This window comes from Pseudomonas sp. S10E 269 (assembly GCF_002798465.1).
Classification (GTDB): Bacteria; Pseudomonadota; Gammaproteobacteria; order Pseudomonadales; family Pseudomonadaceae; genus Aquipseudomonas; species Aquipseudomonas pergaminensis.
Window position 1 is genome coordinate 986,799 of record NZ_PHIJ01000001.1, and the last position, 14,899, is coordinate 1,001,697.

At 62.8% G+C, this 14,899-nt stretch carries 6 protein-coding genes; 5 read left to right on the forward strand and 1 reads right to left on the reverse strand.

The genetic code is table 11. The annotated features are described in order from the left end of the window. The first annotated feature begins 62 nt into the window (after positions 1-62). The 4 genes from CWC48_RS04740 to CWC48_RS04755 all read left to right on the forward strand — a co-directional run bounded on the left by CWC48_RS04740 (position 63) and on the right by CWC48_RS04755 (position 9,899). Positions 63-1,682 carry an FMN-binding glutamate synthase family protein gene (locus CWC48_RS04740; RefSeq protein WP_078050873.1) on the forward strand — a complete coding sequence of 540 codons (1,620 nt, stop codon included), beginning with the start codon at positions 63-65 and terminating at the stop codon, positions 1,680-1,682. Between the two features lie 67 nt (positions 1,683-1,749). Continuing rightward, positions 1,750-2,046: a cupin domain-containing protein gene (locus CWC48_RS04745; protein WP_100491412.1), complete on the forward strand. Its 297-nt coding sequence runs from the start codon at positions 1,750-1,752 to the stop codon at positions 2,044-2,046. 132 nt (positions 2,047-2,178) lie between these two features. Continuing rightward, a complete protein-coding gene (locus CWC48_RS04750; RefSeq protein ID WP_100491413.1) occupies positions 2,179-3,306 on the forward strand; it encodes an OpgC family protein in 1,128 nt (375 codons plus the stop codon). 65 nt (positions 3,307-3,371) lie between these two features. Beyond that, on the forward strand, positions 3,372-9,899 hold the full coding sequence (locus CWC48_RS04755; RefSeq protein ID WP_100491414.1) for an NEL-type E3 ubiquitin ligase domain-containing protein: 6,528 nt from the start codon (positions 3,372-3,374) through the stop codon (positions 9,897-9,899). Positions 9,900-9,902: 3 nt separating this feature from the next. Here CWC48_RS04755 and CWC48_RS04760 read toward each other — a convergent pair whose 3' ends face one another. After that, positions 9,903-11,321, reverse strand: coding sequence for an amino acid permease (locus CWC48_RS04760; RefSeq protein ID WP_099494152.1), 1,419 nt, complete (start codon positions 11,319-11,321; stop codon positions 9,903-9,905). Between the two features lie 368 nt (positions 11,322-11,689). On the opposite strand from CWC48_RS04760, the gene CWC48_RS04765 reads away from it, so the two are divergent. After that, complete coding sequence (locus CWC48_RS04765; protein ID WP_100491415.1) at positions 11,690-14,776, forward strand: transglycosylase domain-containing protein; 3,087 nt, start codon at positions 11,690-11,692, stop codon at positions 14,774-14,776. The last annotated feature ends 123 nt before the right edge of the window (positions 14,777-14,899 follow it).

The following is a 14,899-nucleotide window of genomic DNA, read 5'->3' on the forward strand; positions in this document are numbered from 1 at the left end:
CCGTAGGAGCCCGGCTTGCCGGGCGCCTACAGGTCCTGATGAGTGAAACCAAGGAAAAACGTATGAGTCTGTCCCTGCTGAGTCGTTACGCCTTCTTTGCCGTGTGTGTCATTTTCACCCTCGCCAGCCTCCCCTTTATCGAACATGAATGGCTGTGGCCTATTACCCTCGTCACGGGCGTGCTGAGCCTGATCGGTCTGTTCGACCTGCTGCAAAGCCCCCACGCGGTACGCCGCAACTACCCGATCCTGGGCAATATCCGTTATCTGGTAGAAGCCATCCGCCCGGAAATCCGCCAGTACCTGCTCGAATCCGACAGCGACGCCCTGCCCTTCTCCCGCGCCCAGCGCTCGCTGGTCTACTCACGCGCCAAGAACGAGACGGCGGACAAACCCTTCGGCACCTTGATCGACGTGTACCAGTCGGGCTTCGAATTCATCGGCCACTCCATGCGCCCGGCGCCGCTCAGCGACCCCAGCGCATTCCGCGTGATGGTCGGCGGCCCGCAGTGCACGCAGCCGTACTCAGCATCGGTGTTCAATATCTCGGCGATGAGCTTCGGCTCGCTGAGTGCCAACGCGATTCGTGCGCTGAACCAGGGCGCCAAGCTCGGCAACTTCGCCCATGACACCGGCGAAGGCAGCATCAGCCCCTACCACCGCGAAAACGGCGGCGACCTGACCTGGGAACTGGGCAGCGGCTACTTCGGCTGCCGCACCAGCGACGGCCGTTTCGACCCGGAACGCTTCGCCGCACAGGCGCAGAACCCGCAAGTGCGCATGATCGAAATCAAGATGAGCCAGGGCGCCAAACCCGGCCATGGCGGGATCCTGCCCAAGCACAAGGTGACACAGGAAATCGCCGAGACCCGCGGCATCATGATGGGCGAAGACTGCATCTCGCCGTCACGCCACAGTGCCTTCTCCACGCCCATCGAACTGATGCAGTTCATCGCCCAACTGCGCGAACTGTCCGGCGGCAAACCGGTGGGGTTCAAGTTCTGCCTGGGTCACCCATGGGAATTCATGGGCATCGCCAAGGCCATGCTCGAAACCGGCATCCTCCCGGACTTCATTGTGGTGGACGGCAAGGAAGGCGGCACCGGTGCCGCGCCCGTGGAGTTCACCGACCATATCGGCGTGCCACTGCGCGAAGGCCTGCTGTTTGTGCACAACACCCTGGTGGGCCTGAACCTGCGCGACAAGATCAAGCTGGGTGCCAGCGGCAAGATCGTCAGCGCCTTCGACATCGCCAGCGTGCTGGCCATCGGCGCCGACTGGGCCAACTCGGCCCGTGGCTTTATGTTTGCCATCGGCTGCATTCAATCCCAGAGCTGCCACACCAATAAATGCCCGACCGGCGTCGCGACCCAAGACCCACTGCGCCAACGCGCCCTGGTGGTGCCGGACAAAGCCCAGCGCGTGTTCAACTTCCACCGCAACACCCTCAAGGCCTTGGCGGAAATGCTCGCCGCGGCGGGCCTGGATCACCCGTCGCAGCTGTCGGCCAAGCATCTGGTGCGGCGCATGTCGGCGACCGAGATCAAGTTGTTCTCGCAGTTGCATGTGTTCCTCAAGCCCGGCGAGTTGTTGACCGGCGAGGTGAATGGCGAGTTTTATTCGCGGATGTGGCAGATGGCGCGGGCCGACAGTTTTGAGCCCCATGAGGCTAGCGCCGCGTAACATCAATACCCTAACCCCTATCGCTGAACCGGACCACCGACGGCATCGTTGAAACAAGGAGCTTCACATGCCGTTACTGGACTTCGCCGCCATCGCCGGGCAACTGCCCGACAGCTGGAAATCCACGCGCCTGGGCCAGGTCGGCCCGGCGCGGATCAAGGTGTTGCGCATGGACAAACAGGCTCACGAGGAGGAAACCCATGCCTACAACGAAGGGTTGCTGGTGATCGATGGTCAGTTGCGCTTGAGCATCGGCAACAGCGAGATCAGGGTAGGCGCCGGCCAGATGTACCTCGTGGAAGCCGGTATCGCCCATGCGGTACTTGCGGGCAGCCATGGCACGCTGGTCATCATTGATGTCTAGAGACATTCAGTAATACCCAACCTTTGCAATTGCTTACAAATACCGCCAACCTGCGCCCGCCCGACGTGCGGCGTACGACTACACCCGCGCTCGCCTGTCATTACTAAACACTTTGTTCAAGAGCTTGTAGCCATGCCGAACGGACGCGACCCGCGCATCGATTTTTTTCGGGGCCTGGCGTTGATCTTCATATTCTGGGATCACGTCCCCCACAATCCCCTGGGCCAGATCACCTTGCGCAACATCGGTTTCAGCGATGCCGCCGAGGTGTTTGTGTTCCTCGCCGGTTTTGCCGCCGTGTTGGCGTACGGCAAGATCATGCAGCGCGACGGCTACTGGATGGCCTGCCTGAAAATCCTGCGCCGCGCCTGGGTGCTGTACGTGGTGCATATCTTCCTGCTGGCCTTGCTGATGGGCATCGTGTTCTTCGCCAACAGCCATGTGGAAACCCGTGACCTGGTCGAGGAAATGGGCCTGACGCACTTCGTCACCCACCCGCAACAAGCCCTCACCGATGAGTTGCTGCTGCGCTTCAAGCCCAACCTGATGGACCCACTGCCGCTGTACATCGTGTTACTGGCGGGGTTGCCGCTGGTGCTGCCGATGCTGGTACGCAAAGTCGAGGCCGTGGTGGCGGTGTCACTGGCGATCTACCTGCTGGCCCCGTGGATGGGCTGGAACCTGCGGGCGATCAGCGACGGTGTGTGGTACTTCAACCCGGTCACCTGGCAGCTGTTGTTTGTGCTGGGCGGCGCGGCAGCGATCTACAGCCAGCGGCCTAAAACCGCCGAAACCCGGGCCTTGCTGCGTCAGCCACTGTTTGTTGCTTCGGCGGTCTACGTGCTGGTGGCCGGGGTGATCACCCTGTCGTGGCGCTGGCCCGAGATCCACGATGCGTGGATGCCGGCGGCGCTCAGCAACTGGCTGTACCCCATCAGCAAGACCGACCTGTCACCGGTGCGCCTGGTGCATTTCCTCGCGCTGGCATACGTCACCGCCAAGCTGTTGCCGGGTGCCGGCTGGACGCAGAACCGCGTGGCCGGCGAAATCTGCCGCATGGGCCGTTATTCCCTGGAAGTGTTTTGCCTGGGGGTGGTACTGGCGCCCCTGGCGGACATGATCAACGCCATGGCCAACGACGCCGTCGCCATGCAGTTGACCACCGCCGTGATCGGCGCGTTGCTGATGGCCGGCCTCGCAGCCTGGTTGGAGTTGATCAAGCGCCTGGACCGGCAACCCCGCGCCGCGCTACATAGCTAGCGCCCAACGGTAGGGGCCAGATGCTTCCATTGCCTTCCACTTAACCCGTGAAAGGACATGGCCCCATGCCTACCCATCTACTGCTCAATGGCTTGTCGGGCAACCTGCAATCCAGTGAATCCTGGGCCCGCCAGCAAGCCCTGGAAATGATCCGCGAAACATTGGCGCGGACGATGAGCAGCCTGACCCCACAGGAGCAACGGGACTACGTCAGGCTGCAACGCGAAGCCCACCAGGCGATCAAGGCGGTGGACCGCGAAAATGCGGCCCTGCTCCAAGCCTTCCAATCCGACGGCACGACTCAGCTGCGCAACCGCATCGGCGGCCTGGACCCGCACAGCCTATTCCTGCACACCCGCTACCTTGAAGAGTTGCAACCGCCACTGCCCTGGGAACCCCGCGCCAGCGCTCACCTCAATGGGACTCACCGCAGCCGCTTTCGCCGTGCCTACGACGAATGGAAATATCGCCCCCATGTCTCCACGTTATCGCTGTGGGACGCCGCCTGCCTTAACTTCGATTTCGCCACGTCCCAGCCTCAGGCGTCAGGGCAGACATTTGTCGAATCGTCTTACCTGAGTGGCGCAGACAACCTTCAACTGACCGTCAGCCAGTTCATCGCCATTGCCCGTGACCTGGACCTGGGCGGTCAACTCGACAAGCGCCTGCAAACCGCCTTGGGCCAGGGCGGCAAATTGCAGGGCCTGCTGCAAGCGAGCAGCGAGGCCTGCCTGCGCTTTGAAGCGCTGGAGGCGTACCGCAACCGCGCCCACACTGGCGTGACCCGCGACCTTCTTGCCAGCCTCAACGCCGCCCTCGACGGCAGCGGCCCGGCCCTGCCCTTCGACACCCTGGGCATGAGCACCGGGATCACCGTGTTGCCTGCCGTGCCGTTCGTACCGTCAGGGCAAACCGTGCCGGTACCGCTGCTGCTGATCCGCGTCGCCGCCCACGGGGTGCTGTCATACTTCCCCTTCCGACCTGGGGGCGCCCTGCGTTACCACCGCGACGCCAACGCCGCGCACGCGGCGTTCATGCAGCAACTCAAGACCAGCCACAGCGAAGGTGACTTGGGCTGGTTCGCCCGCCAGTTGCCGATGGCTGAAATGCACGGATTCAAGCAACTGCTCAAGGATGCGCCACGCCCGGTAGGCCTGAGCTCCGTAGCCGGTTTCCTCTACGACACCTTCCACCGCCTGTTCCCGCAACGTGCCCTTGATGGCTTGCGCTTTACCCCCGACCCCAAGCACGGTCGCAAGGAGTCCCTGGTGCAAGCCTGCACCTACCGTGAGGTGCAGCGCTACCAGGCCAACCTCTCGACCCTGGCCACCCGTCGTTCGGAGCGTGACTTGCAGGCCCTGATCGATGGCGTCGCGGCCATGGCCCGGGAAGTCTTGGAGCTGCTGCTCACGCCCATGCCCGGCGGCGTCACCGGGCTGAATCGCGTGATGCAAGTGGCGGTGTTCGGCAGCCTGGCCTACAGCGTGATCATCGGTATCAACGAAGCGGCGCGTGGCGAAGCCAGTGAGTTTGCGTCTGCCCTGGCGGACATTGCCGACTTGGCCATCAATGGCCTGTTGATCACCACCGCCGGCCGTGTGCACAACCAGCGCATGACACGCCTTTTGCACCAACTGGGCAACCCGCGCAAAGTGACCCATGCCGACGGCAGCCACGCCCTTTGGAAGCCGGATATCGGCCCCTATGCGATCCTTGATCAGCACCTGCTCGACGGCCAAGTCGCCAACGCCCAAGGGGTGTACCAGGTCGACAGTAAACAATACGCGTGGCTGCAAAAAGATCAGGAGCGCCACGTCGTGGAGGTCAGCTATGACGCGCAGAGCATGCGCTTTGTGCTCAAGCTCGAAAACGCCGGCCGCTTTGCCCCACCGATCCTGTTCGACCCGGCGCTGCAAGCCTGGACCCTGGACCTGCACAACGCCCACACCCTTTCGGACATCCAACTGGCCGAGCGCATGTTGCCCGACGGCTCCACGGCCGTGCCCCGTATCGAGATGGAAAGGATGCTGCGCAGCACCGCCGCCGACCGCGCCACCCTGGATCGCGTGTGGGCCGGCGACCCCGCACCCGTCAACCTCACCGAAGGGGTCCGGCGCCTGCAGGCCGACCGAGTCATCGAGCAGTTGATCAAGGACTTCTCAAGACGCGGGCATATGCCGCCCCACGCCGATGGCACCGTGTTGTGCCTGTTGACCCAAGTGCCCGCCTGGCCGGTCGATGCGTGTATTAACGTGCACGACCAGCGCGGCGTGCTGATCGAACGTTATGCCGCCCGCGAGAATGGCCTCTCCCACACCGTCGAATTGATGCGTCGTGACGATGGCACCTACGGCGGACTGACCGATCCCCTCACCTCCGCGCCCACTCAGGAACAGCTGTTCGAATTGATCCTGAACCAGCAACCCGCCACCTCACTGCTCGGCAAGGAAGGCAGCCCACACCTGACCGTGGCTCAACGCATTGCGCGCCTGCGCGTGCAAATCAGTGAACTGGCAAAAACCCACCGCCACCCGTTGTTTACCGCCATGACGCGCTACGACGGTTATGCCCGCGACGAAGTCCCTGTTGAGGACAGCGCACGCCAGTGGCTGCCGATCCAGGTGCCCCCACCGTTGGTGACCGTCACACCACTGCTGAAAAAACTGCGCGGGCTCTACCCGCCCCTGACCTCGGCCAACCTGCAACAACTGTTGCTGCAAACGCCCCTCGATGCCAACCAACAAGCCGCCTTCCTGCGCGATGCCAGCCTGCCCCAGGCGGTGCGGGAGAACCTCGAACACCATCGCACCGCCCTGCGCATCGACATCGTGATCGACGGCCTCTACCACCCTCGGGCCTACAACCCGGACACCGACCTATGGGCACGCGATTTCATCGCCAGCCTGTTGCGCAGCACCTGCAACCGCGACTTTGTGGTCACCGAGGTAAGCAATGGCCCCCCCGCCGATCGCTATGTCTCCAGCGGTCCCGATGACACCACCGTGGAACTGCTGCACTACGGCCAGGGCCACTATGAGGCCTACGACATGCGCAACGCCGGGCCGATCCCGGTGTCACCGGCCATTGACAGTCTCTACTTGGCCGTGGGCTCGGTCCTGCAACCCGGCGAGCGCCTGAAACTGGGGATGAACAGCGCCAGCGATGCCCAAGGCTTGCGCGACACCCTGGGCGACTTGATGAGCACCCGACGCAGCCCTGAAGGACAGGTCAGCCCGCTGGACCAGTCGCTTGGCCAGTATGAGCAAAGCGTGGTGCTGCCCCATGACCTCAAGCCCGACGCCCTGGGCCTCTATCAGTGGGAAGGCCAACAGTTGCTGCCGCTGTATGGCTCCCTGTACCCGATCGTCTACGACAACCGGCTGCGCAAGTGGCGGCTCAAGCACCCGCAAAAAGTCGGCGTCGATACCCCGCGCCTGGAACATAACCGCCAGGGTGCCTGGCGCCTGTCCAGTGAAAACCCGCTGACCTGGGACGATCACCGCCTGTTTTATCGCCTGGGCCCCGCCCACTATCACGTCGACCAAACCACCGCCGCACAGATCATGCGCCTCACCGACACGCCGGCGCAGGCGTTGCGAGAGGTGCACAGCAGCGGGCTGCCACCACCGCCGTTGTTGCAGGACACCAGCAAACGCTTTCACATCGAGCGCGAGATCCTGCAGTTCATCCAGGCCATGAGTGTCTACTCGGCCACGCGCAATGCGCGGCCTTCCCTGCAATTGCTGCTGGTCACCAGCTTGCCGGCCTGGCCCGACAGCCATGCCTTGGAGATCATCAACGCGCAAGGCCAAGTGATCCAGCGCTACCCGGCCAGCAGCGGGGCCAGCAGCGAACGCATTCAATTGACCGAAGCGCAGAGCCGAGGCTTGGAGCCCCTCACCCGTATTGTTTTGAACGATCAGGTCTGCCGCGCGCTGCTGGGTGAACTGCCCACCTCACAGGAGGAACGCCTGTTCAAACTGTCGAAGAAAATCGCTGAGTACGCCTGGCGCGAACGGGCGCAACTGTTCGACATCCTCTACGCCCAGAGCGAGCAAGGCGCGACGAGCCTGGAACGGCGCCTGCACGCGCACTTCCCGCAACTGCCCGTCAGCGCGGTAAAGGCGATTATCGGGCAATCGAGCCCCAACGAACTCAAGCAATTGCATAAGCGCGACGAAGTGGGTTTGCGCCTGGCCGAACAGGTCCGACTCACTGCTGACGATATACGTTTGAACCGCGCCTATGAAGGCCTTTACCTGAGTACTCTGGCCAACCCCGACAGCGAAAAAATCATGCTGCACCTGCTCAAGGATGTACCCGGCTGGCCACTGAGCCTGCGCCTGGAAGTGCGTGACGCCAGCCTCGCCGGCCCGCTGTTGGCCCGCGCCGGCCAAACGGGTGCCACCGACCGCCGCACACTGGTGAAGATCGACGGCGGCTACCAGTCCCATGATCGCGACGGTCATCGGCTCAATGAGCAGCCCGACGGCACCCGCGACCTGCTCGGCGCCGTGGTCCTGACCCTCGACGATGCCGAGTGCCGTGCACTGGGTGTGGAGGAGGGTGCCGAGCCGAAAGCGCTACGGCACGCCATTGCCGACCTGGCCCTGGGCCAACGCGTGGCCATCAAGGCCCTGCTGGGGCTGACGCATATCCCGGCGTGGTTGCAGCCGCCGATGCGCGTGGACACTTCATTCATCGTCTACCCGTTTACCCTGCGCAGCCTGTGGCCGTTCGGTGGCAACCAGCCGGTGGACCTGGTGAGCAAGGTGCGCGAGATCTACCCCAGCTTCAGCGTCGCCGACGCCCGGGATCTGATTAACTCGCTGGGCATGAACGAACCCGCCGCGTTGATCGAACTGGAGCGACGCAAGGCCGAGTACCAGGCCCTGGAGTTCGAACTGCAGCGCTGGATCGACACGCCCCAGCCGGTGGACGACCAGGCGATCGACCCGGCGATCTACCTGGAGGGTTGGAACTACGGGCGACGCCGCCTAATGGCCGAGCGCATCCTGCGTGCCTGGCGCCACGAAACCCGTGCAGCCTACGACAGCGAGACTGGGCTTTTCGACTCCCATCAACTGGTGCTGCGCCTGGACGGCAACAGCCTGCCCGACCCCGACTTCATGCTGGGCACCCGTGGCTTCGAGCACATTGAATACCTGCGGATCGTTAGTGATTCCTTTCCGCCGACGGGCAACGCCTTCCTGAGCAAATTTATCGGACTGACTCATTTAAAGCTCGACTGCATGCTCAATGACCTGCCCACCAGCCTCACCCAGATGACGCAACTGCAACAACTGGACTTGAGCGACAACTTGATCGTGCTGACACCGGAGTCTCGTCAGCGCCTGGCCGGCCTCACGCGATTGGAGGGCCTCTACCTGGACGGCAACCCTCTGGGCCTGACGCCGGACGTTTCGCGGATGACGCGCCTGCAGGTGCTGTCGCTACGCCAGACCCATATCGACCAGTGGCCCGTCGGGGCCGAACGCCGCAGCACGTTGCGCCATTTGATGCTGCAGGAAAACCGTCTGACCACAGTGCCCGAGGCGGTGTTTTCCGACGTGCGCATGGGCCCTACCAACCTTCACACCGTGCTGCACGACAACCCTTTGAGCGAACAGACACTGGGCCGGATTCGCGACTATCGCGATCGCACCGGCATTGCCCTGGGTGGCCTGCTACCGGGTGAACTGCACCAGCCGGCGACAAGCAACGACGTCAGCTTTTGGCTGGCCGGTATCCCCAACGCTCAACATGCGCAACGGCAGGCGCTATGGGATCAATTGCTACGGCATGAGGGTGCGCGACCAGAAGACGCGTTCCGAGTGTTGCGCGACCTGACCCAATCGTTCTCGTACCGGTCCAGCCAAGACACTCGGCAAGCCCTCACCCAAAGGGTATGGCAGTTGCTCGATGCCATGGGCGAATCGACCGAGCTACGCGACCGGGTCTTCCGTAGCACCTATACCGACGGCACCTGCGGCGATGGCGCCATCCTGGTATTTATCGATATGGAGATCGTACACAAGGTGCATCAAGCACGCACCCAGGCCAGCAGCAACCAGGCAGACCGCGAGTTGCTGGCGTTGGCGAAAAGCCTGTTCTACCTGCGCCAGGTCGATCAACTGGCCGACGCGCATATCCAGACCCGGCGCATGGCGGGTCTGGAGGTAGACGATGCAGAGATCAAGTTGTACTACCGCATGCGCTTTCGCGAAGAATTCAACTTGCCCATTGGGCGCGAGGAAATGCTCTATTCCGTGGAGGATTGGGTCGATGAGCAAGACATCAATCAGGCACGCATTACCTTGCAGGCGCTGAGCGGCACCCAGGCGGCGCAGAACTCATTGCTGACGGAAGAGTTCTGGATCGAGTATCTGGCCCGCAGTTACCCTGAGCCTTTCTCGACCATCGAAAACGTAGCGCGCTACAAACTGAACAGGCTGAACGAGGAGGTGGTGGACAGACGTTCGGATATCTACCTCGATCGTCGGCAATCCCTGGTAGAGCTTGAGATTGCCGAGCGCAATCGCCTGGTGCGCCAGTTGACCGAAGCAGCACAACTGGCCCAGCAGGTGAATTAAGCGTCAGGCCGAACGCGGGGCGCCTTGGCCTGCGTTCAACGGCTGTAACTTGAACACGTAGAACAGCACGGTCAGCAGCACCAGGAAGACCGGGCCGACATACAGGGCTATGCGGGTGTCCGGGAAGTAGGCCATCAGGCCCACCACCAGCAGCAGGAACGCCAGGGCCAGGTACGAGCTGACCGGGTACAGCCACATGCGGTACTTGAGCCCGGCCTGCTCGGCGGGGCTCAGGCTTTTGCGAAACTTGAGCTGGGCCAGCAGAATCATCAGCCAGGTCCAGATCGCACCAAAGGTGGCGATGGAGGTCACCCACACGAAGACTTTTTCTGGCACCAGGTAGTTGAGCAACACGCCCAACAGCAACGCGAAGATCGACAGCAGCAAGGCCTTGCGTGGCACGCCATTGCTGGACGTGGTGCCGAAGGTCGCCGGCGCCTGGCCGTTCTGCGCCAGGCTGTAGAGCATGCGCCCGGTGCTGAAGATGCCGCCATTACAGGAGGACAGCGCGGCGGTGATCACCACGAAGTTGATGATGCCGGCGGCGGTCTTGATGCCGAGGCGTTCGAAGGTCATCACGAACGGGCTGCCCTGGGTGCCGATTTCGTTCCATGGGTAGATCGACAGGATCACGAACAACGCGCCCACATAGAACAGCAGGATGCGCCAGAACACCGAGCCGATCGCGCTGGGGATGGTCTTCTGCGGGTTCTTCGCTTCACCGGCGGTGAGGCCGATCATTTCCACGCCCAAGTAGGCGAACATCACCATTTGCAAGGACATCAACACGCCCTGCACGCCGTTGGGCATGAAGCCGCCATGGGCCCACAGGTTGGAAATCCCCAACGCCACGCCGTCATTGCCGAAGCCGAACGCGATGATGCCGACGCCGCCGATGACCATCGCAATGATGGTGACGATCTTGATCAGCGCAAACCAGAACTCGAACTCACCAAACGCCTTGACCGCAATCAAGTTGATGGTGCCCATGCTGATCAACGCCGCCAGGGCCCAGATCCAGCGCGGGGTGTCGGGGAACCACACGCCCATGTACACCGCCACGGCGGTGATTTCGGCGACGCAGGTCACCAGCCACAGGAACCAGTAGTTCCAACCGGTGAGAAAGCCCGCCAACGGGCCGAGGTAGTCTTGGGCATAACGGCTGAAGGAACCGGCGACGGGGTTGTGCACCGCCATCTCGCCCAGGGCACGCATGATCACCAGGATCGCCAGGCCGCCGATGATGTACGACAGCATGATCGCGGGGCCGGCCATCTCGATGGCCTTGGCCGAGCCGAGGAACAGGCCCACACCGATACAGGCACCGAGGGCCATCAGGCGGATATGCCGTTCACCGAGTTCGCGTTTGAGCGGGCCGCCTTGAGCGGTCTCGCCATGGGGCAGTGGGTTGCCGACTGGCATAGGGGTACAACCTCATTTTGTTATTGGATTGCCCACCTGAGTCTGCGGGGGGCAAGCCGGTAAGCCTGCCCCCTTGCCGAGACCGGGGCCGCCGTGTGGACGGGCCCTTCTTGCCGGGCAAGATCAGCGGGGGCATGCAGTATAAAAAGCTCAGGCCAGAGCCTTTCACTATAAAAAAGGGGCAATTTAGGGGAAGAACCCGCTCAAATGCCATTTTACAGGAGCATCTTACCTGCTCCGGGTGGCAAAACGCCGCAGCCCGTGCACTTCATATAGTTGACGGGCCGATCACATTTTTCTCGCAGCGAGCCCCCAGCGACTACGCTTTGAACACGTCCGATCAATCTGCGTGAAGGGATCAATCGACTATGGGCGCACTGTGGCATACCGAATCGACAGAGGCTGCGAAACTACAAGGCAGTTCGGACCCAGCGCCTTTACCTGAAAACAAACCCCGGCCTCGCTACGGGTGGCGAGTGTTCTGGCTGATCATGCTGATGGCCCTGATTGCCCTCGGTTTTGCCGCCAACAAAGAGATGCGCACCTCCGCCCTGCAAGCCCGGGAACTCAGCCGTCTTGCCGACGACCTCACCTTCGAGATTAAACCCGGCGCCAGTGACGCCATCGTCTACCCCGGCGCGGGCCCCTTCGATCGCCGCCTGGGCTACAGCGACCTCGGCACCTTCCTGCCACGCCTGCTCAAACGCGGTTACGTGATTGATGCCCAGGTGCGGTTCTCGCCTGAGCTGATGAGTTACGCCAACAAAGGCCTATTCGTGCCCTACACGGAAAAAATCCAGGCAGGCCTTTCGATCACAGACTGCCGCGCCGTGCCGCTGTATCAATACGACTACCCGCAACAACTGTACTCAAGCTTCGCGGCGATTCCGCCGCTGGTGGTCAGCAGCCTGCTGTTCATCGAAAACCGTGACTTGCTCGACCCCGCCCAACCCCAGGCCAATCCGGCGGTGGACTGGCCGCGCTTTGCCAAGGCCGCATGGTCGCAGGTCGCGAAGTTGCTGCACTTGCCCGGCCAAAGTGCAGGCGGCAGTACCCTGGCGACCCAGTTGGAGAAATACCGCCATTCGCCGGATGGCCTGACCGTGTCCGGCAGTGAAAAGCTGCGCCAAATGTTTTCTGCCGCCGTGCGCGCGTACCAGGATGGCCCCGACACCTTGCCTGCACGCAAAAATATTCTGCGCGACTACCTCAACAGCGTGCCCCTGTCGGCAGTGCCCGGGCACGGTGAAGTGCACGGCATGGCCGAGGGGTTGCGGGTGTGGTACGGCGCCGATTTCAACCAGGTCAACGCGGCGCTGACCGGCCCGGTCAATGCTCAACAAGGCTTGGCGCTGCGCGAGGTGCTGTCGTTGATCATCGCCCAGCGCCGGCCGTCCCATTACCTGGCCAAGGGTCGCGACGAACTGGCGCAACTGACCGACAGCCACCTGCGCCTGCTGGCCCAGAATGGTGTGATCGAGCCGGCGTTGCTCAAGCAGGCATTGGCGAGCAAGGTCACTTACCGTGACTGGGCGCAGCAACCGACGATCCAGCCGATTGAAACCAATAAAGGCATCAGCGTCGCCCGCAGCCGCCTCGCCGCCCTGCTCGACCGGCCGCTGTACGACCTCGACCGCCTGGACCTTTCCGCGACCACGACCCTGCAAGCCCAGTTGCAGGGCCAGGTCAGCGACTATCTAAAGCACCTCGCCGACCCCGAGTACGCGCGCCAGATCGGCCTGCTCGGCGAGCGTCTGCTCACCCCCGCCAGCACCGCACAAGTGCGCTACAGCTTCACGCTGTTCGAGCTCACACCCGATGGCTCACGGGTGCGCGTGCAAACCGACAACACCGACCAGCCCTTCGACATCAACGAAGGCAGCAAGCTGGAACTGGGCTCTACCGCCAAGTTGCGCGTGCTCACCACCTACCTGCAAATCATCAGCGAATTGCACGACAAATACGCCGCGCAAACGCCCGCCGCGTTGAAAAAAGTCACGGTGGAGGATCAGGACCGCCTAAGCCGCTGGGCCCTGGATTACCTGATCCAAACACCGGACAAATCCCTGGCCAAGATGCTCGACGCGGCCCTCGATCGCACCTACTCGGCCAGCCCCGGCGAACGCTTTTTTACCGGTGGTGGGCTGCACACCTTCCATAACTTTCGCAGCCAGGACAACGGCCGCAGTCCCACCTTGCGTGACGCGCTGCGTGAGTCGATCAACCTGCCGTTCATTCGCCTGATGCGCGACGTGGTGCGCTACGTCACCTACTCGGGCGAGAACAACAGCGCCGAGTTGCTCAAGGACGACAACGACCCGCGCCGCCAGGAATACCTCGCCGGTTTCGCCGACCGCGAAGGCACCACCTTCCTGCGCAAGTTCTGGAAGAAGTACCAGAAGAAAGACACCCAGGCACGCCTCGATACCTTCCTCGACAGCCTGCGTCCCACGCCGATCCGCCTGGCCGCCGTGCACCGCTACCTGTTGCCCGACGCCAGCCAGGCGAGCTTCAACCTGTTCGTGCGCTCCCACCTGGCCGGCGTCAAAACCCACGAAAAACTCACCGACGAACGCCTGCAAAAACTCTACAGGGACTACGGCCCCGGCACCTACGACCTGCCCGACCAAGGCTACATCGCCAAGGTGCATCCGCTGGACCTGTGGTTGCTCGGCTACTTGCTCAACCATCCCGAGGCGACGTTCAGCGAGGTGGTCAAGGCCAGCCAGTTCGAGCGTCAGGAGGTGTACAGCTGGCTGTTCAAGAGCCGCCACCAGAGTGCGCGGGACAGCCGCATCCGCACCATGCTGGAGATCGAGGCCTTCCTCGACATCCATCAGCGCTGGCAGGCCGTGGGCTACCCCTTCGATCACCTGGTGCCATCCCTGGCGACGGCGATCGGCAGCTCTGGCGATCGCCCGGCGGCCTTGGCTGAGCTGATGGGCATCATTCTCAACGACGGCGTGCGCCCCAAGGTGCTGCGTATCGACAGCCTGTTGTTTGCCGCCGGCACGCCGTACGAAACACGCCTCGTCAACGACCCGGCGCCGGGCAAGCAGGTGATCCCGGTCGAGGTCGCCAGAGCCCTGCGCGGCACCTTGTCCCAGGTAGTGGATGCCGGCACCGCCAAACGCGTCGCCGGCAGTTTCAAGCTGGCCGACGGCACGCCACTGGCCATGGGCGGCAAGACCGGCACGGGCGACAACCGCATCGAAGCCATCGGCGCCGGTGGGCGGATCCTCAGTTCCAAGTCGATCAACCGCACTGCCACTTTTGTGTTCTACATCGGCGAACATCATTTCGGCACCCTGACGGCCTTTGTGCCGGGCGCCTCCGCTCAACAGTTCACGTTCACGTCAGCGCTGCCGGTGCAGGTGCTCAAAGGCATGGCGCCGCTGCTCAACCCGTTACTGCAACCGGGGAGCCCAGCCATGTGCCTGGCCGCGACTCACTGATGCAAGGGCCATCGCGCTACAGGCCTGGGCAAACCGGTCATGTAGTGGTTATGTAGGCCCGTCACTCCCTCGGCGGCCAATAGTGTGGGCATCCGCGTGCAGAGCCCTGCTCTGTATGGTTTA

Excerpts from the sequence above, each read along its gene's own strand:
- CWC48_RS04740 (WP_078050873.1), top strand. The coding sequence starts at position 63 with ATGAGTCTGTCCCTGCTGAGTCGTTACGCCTTCTTTGCCGTGTGTGTC.
- CWC48_RS04745 (WP_100491412.1), top strand. The coding sequence starts at position 1,750 with ATGCCGTTACTGGACTTCGCCGCCATCGCCGGGCAACTGCCCGACAGC.
- CWC48_RS04750 (WP_100491413.1), top strand. The coding sequence starts at position 2,179 with ATGCCGAACGGACGCGACCCGCGCATCGATTTTTTTCGGGGCCTGGCG.
- CWC48_RS04755 (WP_100491414.1), top strand. The coding sequence starts at position 3,372 with ATGCCTACCCATCTACTGCTCAATGGCTTGTCGGGCAACCTGCAATCC.
- CWC48_RS04760 (WP_099494152.1), bottom strand. The coding sequence starts at position 11,321 with ATGCCAGTCGGCAACCCACTGCCCCATGGCGAGACCGCTCAAGGCGGC.
- CWC48_RS04765 (WP_100491415.1), top strand. The coding sequence starts at position 11,690 with ATGGGCGCACTGTGGCATACCGAATCGACAGAGGCTGCGAAACTACAA.